Annotated in this window: 15 protein-coding genes; 5 read left to right on the forward strand and 10 right to left on the reverse strand. The window is 66.7% G+C overall.

The window, feature by feature from the left end:
* Positions 1-32 precede the first annotated feature (32 nt).
* Positions 33-1,067, reverse strand: a complete 1,035-nt coding sequence (locus ADT71_RS18015; RefSeq protein WP_054439106.1) for a DUF1838 family protein — start codon at positions 1,065-1,067, stop codon at positions 33-35.
* A 192-nt stretch (positions 1,068-1,259) separates the two neighbouring features.
* Between ADT71_RS18015 and ADT71_RS18020 the strand changes: the two genes are divergently transcribed.
* Together ADT71_RS18020 and ADT71_RS18025 are read left to right on the forward strand one after the other, a co-directional pair.
* The gene (locus ADT71_RS18020) at positions 1,260-2,489 is read left to right on the forward strand and encodes a class I SAM-dependent methyltransferase (RefSeq protein WP_054438999.1); all 1,230 of its coding nucleotides are present in this window, start codon (positions 1,260-1,262) and stop codon (positions 2,487-2,489) included.
* A gap of 11 nt (positions 2,490-2,500) precedes the next feature.
* On the forward strand, positions 2,501-2,869 hold the full coding sequence (locus ADT71_RS18025; RefSeq protein ID WP_231636002.1) for a hypothetical protein: 369 nt from the start codon (positions 2,501-2,503) through the stop codon (positions 2,867-2,869).
* Between the two features lie 73 nt (positions 2,870-2,942).
* Here ADT71_RS18025 and ADT71_RS18030 read toward each other — a convergent pair whose 3' ends face one another.
* The 9 genes from ADT71_RS18030 to ADT71_RS18065 all read right to left on the reverse strand — a co-directional run bounded on the left by ADT71_RS18030 (position 2,943) and on the right by ADT71_RS18065 (position 11,669).
* Positions 2,943-4,004, reverse strand: coding sequence for an LLM class flavin-dependent oxidoreductase (locus ADT71_RS18030; protein WP_054439001.1), 1,062 nt, complete (start codon positions 4,002-4,004; stop codon positions 2,943-2,945).
* A 30-nt stretch (positions 4,005-4,034) separates the two neighbouring features.
* The gene (locus ADT71_RS18035; protein ID WP_054439003.1) at positions 4,035-5,498 is read right to left on the reverse strand and encodes an MFS transporter; all 1,464 of its coding nucleotides are present in this window, start codon (positions 5,496-5,498) and stop codon (positions 4,035-4,037) included.
* 118 nt (positions 5,499-5,616) lie between these two features.
* Complete coding sequence (locus tag ADT71_RS18040; RefSeq protein ID WP_054439005.1) at positions 5,617-5,907, reverse strand: DUF1330 domain-containing protein; 291 nt, start codon at positions 5,905-5,907, stop codon at positions 5,617-5,619.
* A 50-nt stretch (positions 5,908-5,957) separates the two neighbouring features.
* Complete coding sequence (locus ADT71_RS18045) at positions 5,958-7,166, reverse strand: NAD(P)/FAD-dependent oxidoreductase (protein ID WP_054439007.1); 1,209 nt, start codon at positions 7,164-7,166, stop codon at positions 5,958-5,960.
* A gap of 139 nt (positions 7,167-7,305) precedes the next feature.
* Complete coding sequence (locus ADT71_RS18050; RefSeq protein ID WP_054439009.1) at positions 7,306-8,301, reverse strand: alpha/beta fold hydrolase; 996 nt, start codon at positions 8,299-8,301, stop codon at positions 7,306-7,308.
* A complete protein-coding gene (locus ADT71_RS18055; RefSeq protein WP_054439010.1) occupies positions 8,298-9,527 on the reverse strand; it encodes an LLM class flavin-dependent oxidoreductase in 1,230 nt (409 codons plus the stop codon). Before ADT71_RS18055 ends, ADT71_RS18050 begins: the two co-directional genes overlap by 4 nt.
* Positions 9,524-10,210, reverse strand: a complete 687-nt coding sequence (locus ADT71_RS31490) for an LLM class flavin-dependent oxidoreductase (protein WP_231636003.1) — start codon at positions 10,208-10,210, stop codon at positions 9,524-9,526. The genes ADT71_RS18055 and ADT71_RS31490 overlap by 4 nt, the downstream gene beginning before the upstream one ends.
* Positions 10,105-10,371: a hypothetical protein gene (locus ADT71_RS34005; RefSeq protein WP_082370430.1), complete on the reverse strand. Its 267-nt coding sequence runs from the start codon at positions 10,369-10,371 to the stop codon at positions 10,105-10,107. The genes ADT71_RS31490 and ADT71_RS34005 overlap by 106 nt, the downstream gene beginning before the upstream one ends.
* Positions 10,368-11,669 carry a Xaa-Pro peptidase family protein gene (locus tag ADT71_RS18065; protein ID WP_054439012.1) on the reverse strand — a complete coding sequence of 434 codons (1,302 nt, stop codon included), beginning with the start codon at positions 11,667-11,669 and terminating at the stop codon, positions 10,368-10,370. Before ADT71_RS18065 ends, ADT71_RS34005 begins: the two co-directional genes overlap by 4 nt.
* 120 nt (positions 11,670-11,789) lie before the next feature.
* On the opposite strand from ADT71_RS18065, the gene ADT71_RS18070 reads away from it, so the two are divergent.
* Genes ADT71_RS18070 through ADT71_RS18075 form a run of 3 tightly spaced genes read left to right on the forward strand, consistent with a single transcriptional unit; the run spans position 11,790 to position 14,058 of the window.
* Positions 11,790-12,554 (forward strand): alpha/beta fold hydrolase, encoded by a 765-nt coding sequence (locus ADT71_RS18070; RefSeq protein WP_231636004.1) that lies wholly within the window; start codon positions 11,790-11,792, stop codon positions 12,552-12,554.
* A complete protein-coding gene (locus tag ADT71_RS34010; protein ID WP_231636005.1) occupies positions 12,482-12,661 on the forward strand; it encodes a hypothetical protein in 180 nt (59 codons plus the stop codon). Before ADT71_RS18070 ends, ADT71_RS34010 begins: the two co-directional genes overlap by 73 nt.
* Positions 12,658-14,058 (forward strand): MFS transporter, encoded by a 1,401-nt coding sequence (locus ADT71_RS18075; RefSeq protein WP_054439014.1) that lies wholly within the window; start codon positions 12,658-12,660, stop codon positions 14,056-14,058. Before ADT71_RS34010 ends, ADT71_RS18075 begins: the two co-directional genes overlap by 4 nt.
* Positions 14,059-14,066: the final 8 nt, after the last annotated feature.

Genomic DNA, 14,066 nt, shown 5'->3' on the forward strand with positions numbered 1-14,066 from the left:
TGCCGTTCAGGCAGCTTTAGGTGCCGCTCGGTCTACTCCGGCTTGTGCAGCAGCGCCTGCGGCGCGGCGGGCGGCTTGGGCGGCGTCCAACCCGCCGGAACCGGGGCAGGCTTCTGTTCGCGGGCATAGTTCTCAAGGCTCGAAAGCGACGGGCCATAGTCCTCCGTCGGCGCGTGCAGCCACTTTTCGCCATAACCGCGCGCTGCCGCCACGAGATCCGCCGGAAGGCCCTTTTCGCCGTCCTCGATCGTCTGGAAATGGGTGAAATAGTTCACATGGCCTTCGGCCTGCCCCATCAGCATCCACGGCAACCACGGCGTGATCCGGCTCCAGGCGCCGATATGCGGGATATGCGTAAGGCGCGGATTCTCAACGTCCTCGCGCTTCACCGTATAGATGAAGTGCTCCGAAACGCGGTTCATGGGGCCGGCGGATTCGCGCACCCACCTCGCCGGGTCCAGTGCGTTGGGATACTGCATGTCGATGTCGGTACGCAGGATCAGCGTGCCGTTGGGACCTTCCTCCCAATCCTGAAGGAAGGGCTTGCGCGGCGGCTTGTCCTTGTTGAGACCGCCGTAGGACGGGGGTTCGGGCGCCCACTGGCTGATCGTGAAGTTGAACGGATCGTTGGCGATCGGCACGACCTTCACGGTCTCGCCAGTGTATGGATTCTGCCAGTTTTCCAGTATCTTACCGGTTTCAAGATCCCGATAGAACACGATCTCGCGCAGCATCCGGCGATAGGAACCGTCCTCCAGCCGCTTGGTCCGCACGAAGCTGAAGCCCTCCACCCCGAACAGCGGACGAACCGGCTCGTTCGGCCGCACGCCATAGGCCTTGCCCTTCAGCCAGCCGCACTTTTCCTTGGCAGGATCGATATCGGCATCGATACGGACGTAGACGTCGCGGTTCCACTCCGGGTCCTTGAAATCGATCCTGGTCTTGAAGGCAGGCGTTGCCTTGCTGGGCCCGGTGGCGGCCTGCGCCAGCGACGGTGCTGCCGCAAGTCCTGCTGCAACTCCTGCGAATCCGAGGCTTTCGCGGCGGGAGAACTTCATTTCGTCCATTCGATGATCCCCTGTTGGGTCCGGCATCCGTTCGAACCGGTTGATCGGTTTTTTGCGCTTCTGAAAGCGCGACGGCATCGCGATAGGGTGCGGTGATCGCCAAGCGGATAGCCGGCGGCGGCGGGGCTGCCCCGAACCGCGCATCGCCGCAGAACCGTAACCGCGCACAGGATCAAGCGGAGTCGCAGCAGAATGCTCAACACCTTCCAGCAATCGCCCCACGCAGCCCTGCCGAAAGCGAATGCCGACGAGGCCTCGCGCCAGGAATTCGCCAAGAGCTTCAAGGGCTTCATCCAGTCCGGCCTGTTGCCGGGCCTCGGCCCGGTCTATCAGACCCGCGTCTCCCAGTCGTTCGAGAAACAGCACGGCCGCGCCCCGGTGGACCGCCGCGACATCCGCACCGGCATGGTGGGCGATCTCTACTTCCAGCACTATGCCGCCGCGAACCGGATCGCGCAGGAACTGCTGTGGGAATCGGTGAACGGCTCGGTGGACCGCCAGCTTCCCGAACTTCTGGAAAAGGCGAAGGAACTGTCCGCCTCCACCCCGGCAAAGCTGCAGATTCCCGAAGATTTCGTCCCGCCGCGCTATGTCACCGCGCTCGACATCCACTGCATGCCCGGCGGCTATTGCTCGGAAGTCTGCGCGCAGGACATTTCGGTGGGCGCGCTCTACGACCGGGGCGTCTACCTCTATGCGATGGGCTATACCGGCCCCGACAATGACGACATGGGCCGCTCGGTGGTGAACTACCTCAAGCGCAACCGGCCTGATTTCAAGCCCCGCCGCATCCTCGACATGGGCTGCACGGTCGGCCACTCGACCCTGCCCTACAAGGAACTGTTCCCCGAAGCCGAAGTCTGGGGCATCGATGTGGGCGCGCCGGTGGTGCGCTATGCCCATGCCCGCGCCGCCGCGATGGGACAGGAGGTCAACTTCGCGCAGATGAGCGCCGAGCAGACCACGTTCCCCGACGGTCACTTCGACCTCGTCGTCAGCCATATCCTCCTGCATGAAACCAGCGGCAAGGCCATGCCCAGGATCTTCGAGGAAGCACACCGCGTGCTCGCGCCCGGCGGGTTGATGATCCACGCAGACCTTCCTCCCTTCGATCTCATGGACCCGTTCACCCAGTTCATCCTCGATAACGAGACCTGGTACAATAACGAGCCGTTCTGGGGCGCCATGCGTGATATGGACCAGATCGCGCTGGCCGAAAAGGCCGGGTTCGACCGCGCAGACGTGCGTTTCGATACCGCGCCGATGGCCGTGATGGAATTCGCCGCCGCCGCCGAGGGTTACAGCCAGGAAGCCTCCGAGCATGTTGCCGAGCGTGACTTCACCGCCGGCGAATTCGCGCCCGGCGGTGGCTGGGAAGTTCTCATTGCCCGCAAGCCCGAAGAAAAGGCCCTCGCCGCGTGAACGACATGACCATGACTGAAGAAACCACCGGCGAACGCCCGCACGTCATCCGCCACGCCAGGGGCAAGCGCCCACAGTTCTACGACACGCCCGGCCTCGATGCCGCCATGTCGATGATAATGGTGCTCGCCAACGAGATGTGCGTCCTGCGCGACCGGCTGGATTCCGCCGAGCGTGTCGCCAAGGCCTCGGGGCTCGACCTCGCCGCCGGGATCGAAGCGCTCCAGTTCGACCAGGACGCCCTGGAAGAGCGCGAGCAGCGCCGCCAGGATTTCCTCCAGCGGCTGTTCTATCTCCAGCTCAAGGATGCCGACGAAGCGGCCAAGGCCCAGACCGAGGCCGCCTACAACCAGACCATTGCCGATATCGCGCAGCAGTAGAGCTGCTGCCGGGACAAGGAAAAAGCCGCCGATGCCGGACGCATCGGCGGCTTTTTCGTGCCTCCCGTCTGCCTCAATCCGCCAGTCGCCGCAGTTCCGGACCGATCTCGGTGCCGATACGGTGCGTGTCCGCCAGCCAGTCGAACCCGGTGACGAGGAAATTGTCGATCCCCGCCTCGCGGTAGCGCATCAGGGCCTGCACCAGGGTTCCGGGCGATCCGACAAGGCACATCACCTGAAGGCGGCCTTGCGTCGCCTTGGTGAGCCCGGTCCACAGGCATGGGTCCAATGCGGCATCGTCCGCCTCCACCGCGCGCTCCGCCGCATCCTGTGCCGCCCGGCCAAGATCGCGTCCCAGTGCCCCGAACGCGGCCTGCCGCGCCTCGACACCGCGCAGGAGGTCGCGGGCGCGATCCCATGCCGCCTCGTCGCTGTCCGCCACCACAAGGCGCATCGACATCGAGAAACGCGGATCGCGGCCATGGACCCCCGCCTCCCGCCTCACCTTGCCGACCAGTTCGGCCACTTGCGCCGCGCTGCCCGGCCCCAGCGCGTAGACGTCCGCCAGTTCGGCGCCGTAGCGCAGGCCCAGTTCAGAAGTTCCCGCCCAGAACACCGGCACGCTGCCGTTCACCGGACGCACTTCGCTGCCGGCCTGCTCGAACTGGTACCAGTCTCCCTCATGGTCGAAGGGGTGCTCTCCGGCCCACATCCGGCGCATGACCTGCACATATTCGCGGCTGCGGTTATAGCGCTCCTGCTTGGAGTGGTAATCGCCGTCACAGCGGGTTTCGATGTCGGAAAAGGCGGTGATGATGTGGACGCCCGCTCTGCCGCCGGAAAATTGATCGAGCGTCGCGAAGGCGCGCGCGGCCATGGTCGGGGCAATGAAACCGGGACGATGCGCAACCATCAGCTTGAGGCGGCTGGTCGCCGCCGCCACCCATGTCGCGGTAACGAGGCTGTCGGCAGACTTCGCGTTCTGGCCGATCAGTACCCGGTCGTAGCCCGCCTGCTCATAGGCGCGCGCGCATTCGGCGACGAAGGCGGGATCGTAAACGGCGGGTTCGACGCTCGCCTCGGAACCCCGGTAGGGCGAGACGAGGCCGACGAGCTCGATGGGTTTGCGTGACATGGCATGATTTCCCGGAATGGAGCCTGAGGATCAGGCCTTCGCGTCCTGCCCGTTCTCCAGCGCCTGAAGCTGCGCGGGATCGAGCCGGTAGAAACACAAGGCGACGATGGCACAGAGCATGGCCGCCGCGGGGATCGCGGATTCGCAGAGCATGATCGCCAGGATCGCCCGCTCGCCCTGCACGGCCGCCTGTCCGCTGGCCGAAGGAACGTAGCCCATCGCGCCCAGGAACACCCCCATCGCCGCCAGCGCCGCGGCGGAGGAGAGCTTGTCGAACAGCGTGGTGAAGCCCGCAAAAGCGCCCTCGCGGCGCTCGCCGCTCTGCACATAGTCATAGCGCACGGCGTCGGACAGCAAGGCATAGGCGCACAGGATCATGCCCCCGCCCGCAAAGCCGCTTGCCAGACCGCGCAGAGAAACCAGCACCATGCTCTCGCCCGGCGCGGCGGCAAGCCAGCTCAGTTGCACCAGTCCGAACAGCGCCAGCGAGGCCATGTAGCAGGCCTTCTTGCCGACCCGGCCCGAAAGCCAGACCCACACCGTCATGCCCAGCACCATCATCACGGTCGCCATCATGAAGTAAGTGCCCAGCACCTCGTCGCCCAGCCCGAGAACGACACGCGTGAAATAGGCAAGCGCAGCCGATCCGATCGCGGTGCCGAACAGCAGGAAGACATGGGCGATGGCGAGAATCCGGAAAGGTCGGTTATCCCAGGCTAGCCGGACCTGCCGCCCCAGCGCGACCAGCGGATTGCGGCGCACGATGGCGGTGGAGGCGCGCGGCTGCGTGCGCGGAGCGTCGCGCAGCAGGCGCACCGCCAGCACGGTGGCCAGCAGGACCACGAGACCCACGACCATCGCCAGCAGGAGATGCCCGCCGCGCGTCGGCCCGGTCAGGCCGAGCAGCCAGGCGGGAAGCGTCGATCCGATCAGGGTGCCGATGGCATTGCCGTAAGTGCGCCAGGCCATGAGCCGGGTACGTTCGTGCGGATCGGAGGAGCTTTCCACCACCATCGCGAAGCCCGGGATCGTCAGCAGGGTATAGCCGGTGGCGTGGATCGCCAGAGCCAGCGTGACGAAGACTTGCGCCAGCAGGATAGAGCCCATGTCCGGCGCCCCGAACAGCAGCGCGAGGCCCAGCGGCATGGCGATGCCACCTGCGAAGAGGAACGGCAGGCGGCGCCCCCAGGGCGTCACCGCGCGGTCGCTCCAGGCGCCGACCGCCGGATCGAGGAAACCGTCGTAGATCTTGACCAGCGCGAAGATCAGGCCCGCCGCCCCTGCCGAGATGGCAAGGCTGTCAGTCATGAAGCGCAGACCCAGCACGGTGACGACATTCTGCCCCGCGGCATGTGCCAGCGGGATCATGAGCGAACCGAACCGGATGCGCCATGTCCTGGAACCGGATGGCTTGGAACCGGCAGGCGGAGCGATGGTCTGCGGTATATCGATGGCGCGCGGAATCGTTCCCGCGCCGGTTAGTTCGCTGGTCAAGCCTGCTGCCCTCCTGCCGTGCATCCCAGTCGATGCCGTCCCTTGCGAAGGTGCCTGCGGGCAGCCGCCCGCCGCGCCGTTTCTGCGCATTCTCCGCAGAGCGGAGAACCGCGAGGGATCACCCTTCGACGAGCGTCACGCTGACCTCGGCAATGCCGTCGCGCAGCTTCTTCACCTCGGCGTATTCGGCCGATTCCCAGAAGGCCATCGCGGTTCCGGCATCGGGCCACTCCATGACGACCGCACCGCCGCCCTCATGGCCTGCGCCTTCGAGCACCCGGCCCTTCCGCCCGCGCAGCACGTAGCGCGCGCCCCATTCCTCCGCGAGCCGGGCCACTGCCGGGGAATAGCCCGACATGAAGGCCTCCCGGTCGTGGACTTTCGTGGTGATGACGAACCAGGCAGGCATGTTCTGTCTCCGAAATGGGAACCGGACCGGTCGGTCCGGTTCCACGCGGGTCAGCGGATCAGCGCCGCATCCTCCAGGCTCTGGAACATCGCCTGGCGCATGAGGTAGGCACGGCGGCGTTCGTCGTCCTGCTTGATCGCCAGGAACTCGCGCCGACGCGCATCGTGCGCCGATCCGCAGCCGCTGCTGATGAAGGCCATGTTCTGCTTGGTCTGGGCCTGGGTGAAGCTATGCGTCACTTCGCGGCGCTGGCGGTCGTAAAGCGCGAGGCTGGGCTCCATCGCCGCCTGTCCCTTGAGCACGGGCAGCAGCTTCTCGAACAGGTTGAAGGCATCGTGGATGCCCGAATTCATGCCGAAGCCGCCGAGCGGATTGTTGAGATGGGCAGCATCGCCCACCAGCATGACGCGGCCCTCGCGGAACGACTGGGCCACGCGCTGGTGGACCCGATAGAGCGTGCGGTGATGCGTGACGACCGAGGCGCCGTCCCCCATGAGACGATCGAAGATCGCCGTCTTGTTGGCTTCGGACGTCAGTTCCGCCTCGTCCACCGCGCCGTTCACCGGCACCAGCACGCGCCAGACGGACGGCACCTTCAGCAGCACCAGCCATTCCTGCGGATCGGAAACGTAGTTCACCAGCGAAAGGTTGGGCAGGAACTGGCCAAGGTCGGTTTCAGTCGAAAGGGTCAGGAACCGCTCGGGATAAGTGAACCCGTCGAATTCGGTGCCAAGCCACTTGCGCACGATGGAATTCGCACCGTCCGCGCCGATCAGGAAGTCGGCGCGGACGCGCTCGATCCCCATCATCGTCTCCACGGCAAGGTCCACGCCGTTCTCGTCCTGCACGAACGAAAGCAGGCGATTGCCGAAGCGGACATCGGCATTGGCGTGATTGTCCAGCCCCGATGCCAGCGCACGGGAAAGGTGATACTGCTCGCACTGGATGCGGAAGGGATAGCGGGTGACGTCGTGCAGCTCGCTGAGATCGAACTCGATCACTTCGCCCGAAGCGCGGTCGCGCCACTGATAGACGGGGGCCTTGAGGCCGGTTTCCAGCAGCATCGGCGTGATGCCGATATCGTCCAGCATTTCGAGCGTCGGCGGGTGGAAGGTCGAGGCGCGCAGATCCTGCGCACAGTCCTGTCCGGCTTCGAGCAGGATCACCGAGATACCCTGCTGCGCCAACAACGTCGCCATGACCGTGCCGACAGGGCCGGCACCGGCAATCGCTACCTGGCAACGATCTTTCACTGACATTTGCGATGAAACTCCATTCAACGGGACCGACAGGCGTAAAAGCTGCCGTCCGGGCTTGCGGCGCCGACCGTGACTCTATCCGAGGCGCGGTGAGCGGGATCGGGGCTGCGATGTTTGGGGAGGCGGTCGAGCGCTCCGTTCAGGCTTTCGCGGCCGGAACGGGAGCCGGTGTGACCTTGTCCAGCCAGCGTTTGAGGTCGCGGGTGAACTTCTCCGGGTTCTCCCACATCGGGAAGTGGCCGAGGTCGGGATATTCGATCAGTTCGACCGGCGCATGCGTGAAGCGGGCGACCGAGGCCTTGGCCCCTTGCGAGATCACGTCGTCATAGCTGCACCATTGCAGCAGCACCGGCACGCGCACCGTTTCCGCCACTGCTCCGACGTCCGAGGTCTTGAACGCCTTGACGTTGGCCTGAATGTACTGCGCCTGGCGGCCCAGCGCGCCGGGCAGGTTGTTCATGTCGTAAATCTGGTCAACCATGCGATCGGTCGGCACGAAGCCGGGGGGCGTGGTATCCTCCAGCATCAGCTTCCAGAACCAGTGCGAGCGCCAGTCCGGCAGCACCGCCTTGTGGAACGAGAGCATCCACGCCAGCCGCGGATCGACCTTGCGGGTCTGGCTCGGCCGTTCGAGCGGCAGCATCGAAAACGCCATGGCCGTGGCGTGGCCCGGATAGGCGCGGTTGTATTCGAGCGCGACGTTCGATCCATTGGACGTGGCGACGACCGCGAACCTGTCATGGCCAAGCTGTTTCATCAGCCCGTCCATGAGCTGCGCGGAACGCGGCGTGGAATAGACGCCCGAAGGATCGGGGCCGGTCAGCCCATAGGGCGACCAGTCGAAGCGGACCACGCGGTAGCGGTCCTTGAGCCGCTCGGCGACGCCGTCCCATTCATGAAGGTTGACGATCGAGCCGTGAAGCAGGACCACGACCGGCGCGCCCGCCGGGCCTTCCTCGCGCACGTGCATCCGCACACCGTCCACGGTGACGAAGCGCGAGGGGCCGTCGGCCCAGCGCTTTTCGAGCTCCGCCCGGTCGCTCGCGCCCGCTCCTGCCCGCAGGGCCAGCACGCTTCCACCGCCGACCAGCACCAGTGCGCCAAGCGCGCCCAGAAGGATATGGCGCTTCTTCATGCTGCCACCGCCTCACGCGCGGACAGGCCCAGCGTCTCGCGCAGGGTGCTGCCGGGATATTCGGTGCGCAGGCGTCCGCGCTGCTGGAGCAGCGGCACCACCTGTTCCACGAAGTCCTCCAGCCCGCCCGGCATGTAGCTGGGCTGGAGGGTGAAACCATCGCAGGCACCGGCATCGCGCCAGGCGATCATCATCTCCGCCATCTGTTCGGGCGTGCCGAGGAACACGTTATGGCCGCGCGGATGGCGCATGAAATTGGCCGCGAAATCGCCAAGCGGCGTGCCCTTCTCCTGCGCGGGGGTGATGGCGCGGGCGATGTCGGCCTTGGGCAGGATCGTCCGGTCGAGGATCGTGTCCACCGGGATCGCACCGGCGGGGTCGAAGGCGGTCAGGTCGCAGCCCAGCGATTCCGAGAGATATTCGATGGCCAGCGCATCGTCGGCAAGATCGAGAATGGCGAGATGGTTGGCGCGCGCCTCTTCCTCGGTGCCGCCGAGCACGCAGGACAGGCCCGGCATGATCCGCACGCCGTCCGGATCGCGGCCCACGGCGGCGATGCGAGTGCGCAAGTCGCTGCGGAAATCCACGCCCGCCTCGATATTGGCGGCCGGACAGAAGATCGCCTCGGCCGTGCGTGCCGCGAAATCGCGCCCATCAGGCGACTGGCCCGCCTGGACGAGGACCGGGCGCCCCTGCGGCAGCAGCGGCCCTTCGCGGTCCATCGCCGCCCAGAGTTCGCAGGCCTTGGCGACGACTTCCTTGGCGTGGCGATAGCGTTCGTCCTTCGGCGGCAGGTCGTCCTCGCCGAAGTTGGGGGCGGTGTCGGGGTGCGCGGTGGTCACGATGTTCCAGCCCGCGCGGCCGCCGGAAATACGCTCCATCGTACCGAAGCGCTCGGCGAGCATTTCCGGGGTGTTGTATGTCGTCGAAACCGTGGCGACGAGGCCGACGTGCTTCGTTACCGCCGCCATCGCGGTGAGCAGGCTGACGGGATCGAGCGTCGGCATCGCCATGCGCTCCGGCGTGCGACCACCCGCCCCGCGCGACTGGAGCTGGTCGCCGAAGACGATCGCGTCGAACATGCCCTGTTCGGCGAGTTTCGCGACGCGGGCGTAATAGTCCATCGAGAACACACCCGCCGGGTTCGCACGCTCATGCATCCATCCACTCGGGAAGAAGCCGATGCCCTGAAGGAAGGCCCAGAGGTGAATTTGCTTGTCCATCATGCGTTCTCCGGGATCACGGCGCCGCCGGGCTGGTTGGATGCGGTGGAAGGGATCGGCAGGCCAAGCCGCGCGCGCAGGTCGCCGCTCTCGGAAGGCCGCGCCGAAACGGGAGCGCCGAAGCGCGCCCCGATCAGGGGAAGCTGCGACAGGGCGTCGGTCAGGGTGAAGTGCAGGCCGTCGATTTCACCGGCCTCGAAACGGGCCATCGGTTCGGCAGGATCGGCATCGGGCGCAACCTTGAGCAGCCGCTTGCTTGCCGGCGGCACGGGCTGTCCATCGGCAAACAGCGCGATATCGGCATCTGCCACGGCGAGAGGGTCATCCCCGTCCACCACCAGCAGCGGATGGCCGAGCGGCGGGCGCATGGCGTTGACGGGACCGGCCACCTTGAAGAAGGCGCCTTCGTAGTTCGAGGCGCTGACTTTCGACGCATCGAGATAGCGTCCGCTCGCCTTGTCGAGGATCAGCGTGTCGCTGCCCCAGCCATCCCACAGCGCGCGGGCGGCGCCGACCATGTCCTCGCCCATGCCTTGCGGCGCGCCTTCGGATACCACTGACCAGCCGGTGCGGCCCGCGCTCAGGAAATCGATGGCCGAAAGCGCCCGGGCAACGTGGAAGGGGTGCGCGTTCGACGCGGGAACCGTGGCGACGAGGCGAGCCGCGAGGTCAGCGGCGCCGCCCATGCCAGCAGCACTTGCGCATCGAAGGGACGCGCGCCGGAGCGGCCCATGACCAGCAGGTCGAGACCGGCCGCTTCGGCCGCGCACAGGATCGGCGCGGCGCTTTCGGGAACGGCGAAGGCGACCTCGGCGATCGAGGCGGAGAGAATGAAAGGTCTGGTCATACGATGATCACCGGTTCGTGAAGGGGATGGATGGGTTCGCAGCCGGTCTCGGTAATGCGCACGAGGTCTTCGCAATGGGCCGAGCCGCCGATGCCGGTATCCAGCGTCGGGCAGTCGACCGAGAGGATCATGCCCGGCTCCAGCACGATGTCCGGCTTGCGCCAGAAACCGCCGTGGACCTCGCCCGGCTCGTCGGTATGGGCCAGGCCGACGCTGTGCGGGCCGAAGCCGATGACAGCCTCGTATCCGGCCTTGCGAATGGCCGCTTCGCCCAGCATCGCGATCTCGGAATAACGCAGGCCCGGCCGCAGCTTCTCGCGCACCGCCTGCCAGCCGAAGGCGGCCGCCTGTGCCGCGCGGGCAGCGGCGCGGGTGGGCTCGCCGACGAAAACGGTGCGGGCGAAATCGCCGTGGTAACCAAGATACTGGCTCACCCCGTCGAGCATCAGCGTCTGCCCATCCGCCACCTCGATCCGCGACAGGTCCGAGGAGACCCGGTCGACATTGAGGAACACCGCCGTATTGCCGCGCGCGGCGGTTTCCATGCGGAACAGCGCCTGCAATTCGGCATGGCTGGCGCCGGCGCGGATCGCGCGGCCCACGGCATTGAGGGCATCGACGTTGGACTTCGCCGCGCGCGCCATCAGGACGTGCTCCAGCGGCGATTTCACGAGGCGGATCTCGCGCAGGATATTGTCGGCCTGCACCAGTTCCCCGGGATGCTCGCGCCGCAGGGCGACTTCGGCGATGACCCCGTGGTCGTAGCCGATCCGTCCCTGCCACAGGCCAAGACCGCGCATGGCCGCGGCGATGGCAGCCCCTGCATCCCCGCGCGCCGTCATGGCCCCGGCCTCACGCGCGGAAATCGCCTCGCGGTGAGCCTCGGCGGCGGTCGGAGGGCTGCTGGATCGGCGCGGCAGGACCGGCGTGTCCGGCACCAGGGCCGGGGTATCGTCGCCCTCGTCTCCGAGCGCATCGTAGAGCCAGACGGCCACGTCGTTGCGGCTGCGTCCGTCGGCCCAGCTGTAGTGATGGAGGAAGCGGCTGGTGACGAGGCCCCACTGTCCGGGCCGCTCCCGCGCGATCAGTGCGAAAGTTCCCGGGGGCTGCCCGGGACGGGTCCGCCCGATCTGCGGCCAGTGCCCCAGCGCGTGGAACACGTTCACCGGATCGCCCAGCACCAGGCCCGCCAGATCGTGCCGTTCCATCACGGCGATCGCACGGGCCAGATTGATCGGCCCCTCGCGCTCTAGCGCCGTCAGAAGCGCGCCGTCGTCAGGAAGGAAGGATGTGTCCATGACGGCGATTATGAACCCCGCCGCCGCGCAATCCGGGGTGGGGGGATAAAACTATTCGCCTGCCGATCAAGTTTGCATGGAGGGGCGGCGGGTGAACGGCCTGCGATAGCCTCGGCCCCCATGAACGAACCCGAGATTCCCGATACCCTTCAGATCGAGCGCGCCTTCGTCCGGCTGGATGAGGGGCAGGTTCACTTGCGCCGCCTGCCCGCGGCCGATGCCGCGCACCGGCCCTTGCTGCTGCTTCACGCCTCGCCCGCGTCCTCATGGTTCATGCAGGACCTGATGACGGCCCTTCGCGCGGCGGGATACCTGGGCGAGATCGTCGCGCCCGATACGCTCGGCAACGGCGATTCCGCCGCCCCCGGACCTGCCGAGCCCGACATTGCCTATTTCGCGGATTCCGTGGACCGCCTGTGCAACGCACTGGGCTTCGGAGCGGTCGATGCCTACGGCACGCACACCGGCGCCCGCATCGCCTGCGAGCTTGCCGCCGGCCGTCCCGCCCGCGTGCACCGCCTCGTGCTGGACGGCATCACCGAATACGAGGACGATCTGCGCGAAGCGGTGATCGCCAATTACGCCCCCGTGGTCGAGCCGGACGAATATGGCCGCCACCTGGTCTGGGCGTTCAACTTCTGCCGCGACCAGGCGCTGTTCTTCCCCCATTTCATGAAGGATGCGGAACATCGGCTTTCCGTGCCGATGCCGCCGCCGCAAGTGCTGCACCGGATCACGCTGGACGTGCTCAAGCGCTCGACACTTATCCCAAGCCCTACATCGCCGCGTTCCGCTACCGCGCGTTCGAGCGCATGGCCCGGATCGCAGCGCCCACGCTGCTGCTCAAGCCCGAGACCGAACTGGCCCTGCTCAATGCCTCGGTGAAGACCGCGCTTGGCCTGCTGGCCGACGGGCATGAGGCGGCAACCGGCGGATCACCCGCAGCCAAGGCCGCCGCCATGGCCAAATTCCTCAAGAGGCAGCTACCATGAAGATGTCGGTTTCGAAGGATAGCCGGGCCGATGTCCGGTTAAGTGTCAGGACCTGCCTCGGCTTCGGGATCGGCACGGTGGGCGTGTCGATCATGCTCAACACCGTGACCACCTACTTCCCCGCGCTGATGTCCACCGTGCTGGGCCAGTCGCCCGAGATCGCCGGTTACCTGCTGATGATCTCCAAGCTGGCCGACGCGGTGATCGACGTCGCCATCGGCAGCCTGTCCGACCGCGCCCGCACCCGCTGGGGCCGGCGCAAGCCGTTCCTCCTGGGAGGAGCGCTGCTTTCGGCGGTCTCGTTCGTGATGCTGTTCGCACCGCCGGTCCTGTCCGAAGGAGCACTGCTGCTCTGGATGATCGCGGGGCTGGTGATCTATTCCACCGCCTATTCGCTGTTCAACGTGCCCTACATGGCCCTGCCCGCCGAACTGACCGACGGCTTCCACGAACGCACGCGCCTGATCTCGTTCCGCACCGTGTTCGTCTCGATCGGCCAGCTTCTGGCGATGGCGGGCACCGCGTGGCTGATCCAGAGCGGCGGCGCGGGCCGTTCCGGCTTCGCCACAATGGGCATGGTCATGGCGCTCATCATCGGCGGATCGATGACGGCGACGGCGCTCGCCGTTCCGGTGAAGCACGGTACCGCGCCGGGTTCCGGCAAGCACCTGCCCGGTCCGGCGCAGCTTCGCGCGATCGCCCGCAACCGGCCCTTCATGATGCTGCTGGGCGCCAAGGTGTTCCAGTTCCTCTCCTTCGCCTCGGTCGCCTCGACGATGCTGCTGTTCATGCTCAACGTCGTGGGCGTGGGCTACAGCGGCCAGATCGCCTTTGCCGTGACCCAGAACGTCGTCACCGCGCTGGTCATGCCGCTGTGGGTCTGGACCGGAAAGCGCTTCGGCAAGCGCCGCACGTATCTGGCGGGCGTCGTGCTGTTCTGCATGACCACGCTGAGCTGGCTCCTGGCCGACCATTCGATCACCACGACCGGTATCGTCCTGCGCGGTATCGGCGGCGGCCTCGGCTCGGGCGCGATCATCCTGATGTCGATCTCGATGCTGGGCGACACCCAGGCCTATGACCGCCTGCTGACCGGCGAGGCGCGCGAGGGCCTGCTCTCCAGCGCCATAGCCGTGATCGAGAAAGTCAGCTTCGCGCTCGGCGTGGCGGTGCTGGGCGTGTTCCTTCACGCGCTGGGCTACGTGCCGACCACCGGCGGCGCCATCGTCGCCCAGCCCGCCAGCGCGATGCTGGCGCTGAAGCTCGGATTCTCGGTGATCCCGGCGGTCATGTTCGCGATCAACGGCCTGTTCCTCTGGGCCTACGACCTTGACGAGGACAAGCTCGCCGCCGCGCGCCTGGAGACTTCCGAAGGCCTTGGGAACGCAGTGGCATGACCCGATCC

The organism is Novosphingobium sp. ST904, assembly GCF_001298105.1.
In the GTDB taxonomy this organism is placed as follows: domain Bacteria; phylum Pseudomonadota; class Alphaproteobacteria; order Sphingomonadales; family Sphingomonadaceae; genus Novosphingobium.